We start from the raw sequence: 569 nt of genomic DNA on the forward strand, positions 1-569 counted from the left end.
AGGTAAAGGCTGGGAATATATGGTGTATGATAAAGCCGACAGACTGATCCTTTCTCAGGATGCTAACCAGAGAGCTTCATCCAGCTGGATCATCTCTAAATATGATCTATTGGGAAGACCTATCTATACAGGAATACTAAAGGCTGATAATACCAGAATCGGAATGCAGAACCAGATCAGTGGCGGGGCTATTATTGAAGGCAGGGACAATACCCCCCTGACGGCAAACGGAATGCCTTATTATTATACCAATATGCATTGGGGCCTGGACACTCTGCTGTCTGTTACCTATTACGATTCTTATCCTCAGCAGTATAGTTTTAATCCTCCTTTCCCTTCAAGTATTCTGGGAGAACCTGTCTTAACCGAAAACCCAACCGCTGATGGAAGAAGTACCAAAGGACTTCCTGTTCTTAGTCTTGTGAAAAATATTGAGGATGACAGCTGGACAAAAACTTACACCTACTATGATACCAAAGGAAGAGTGATTGGCATTCATTCTATCAACCATTTGGGAGGCTATACCCATACCGAATCCAAGCTGGATTTTACAGGCACTCCCCAACAGA

General features: G+C 43.2%; 1 pseudogene. It reads left to right on the plus strand.

The features are described from left to right. Nucleotides 1–569, plus strand: a pseudogene (locus AC27VX_RS23845) (RHS repeat-associated core domain-containing protein); the annotation flags it as partial.

The sequence above is a fragment of the Chryseobacterium sp. 14P4.3.2 genome (assembly GCF_057799275.1).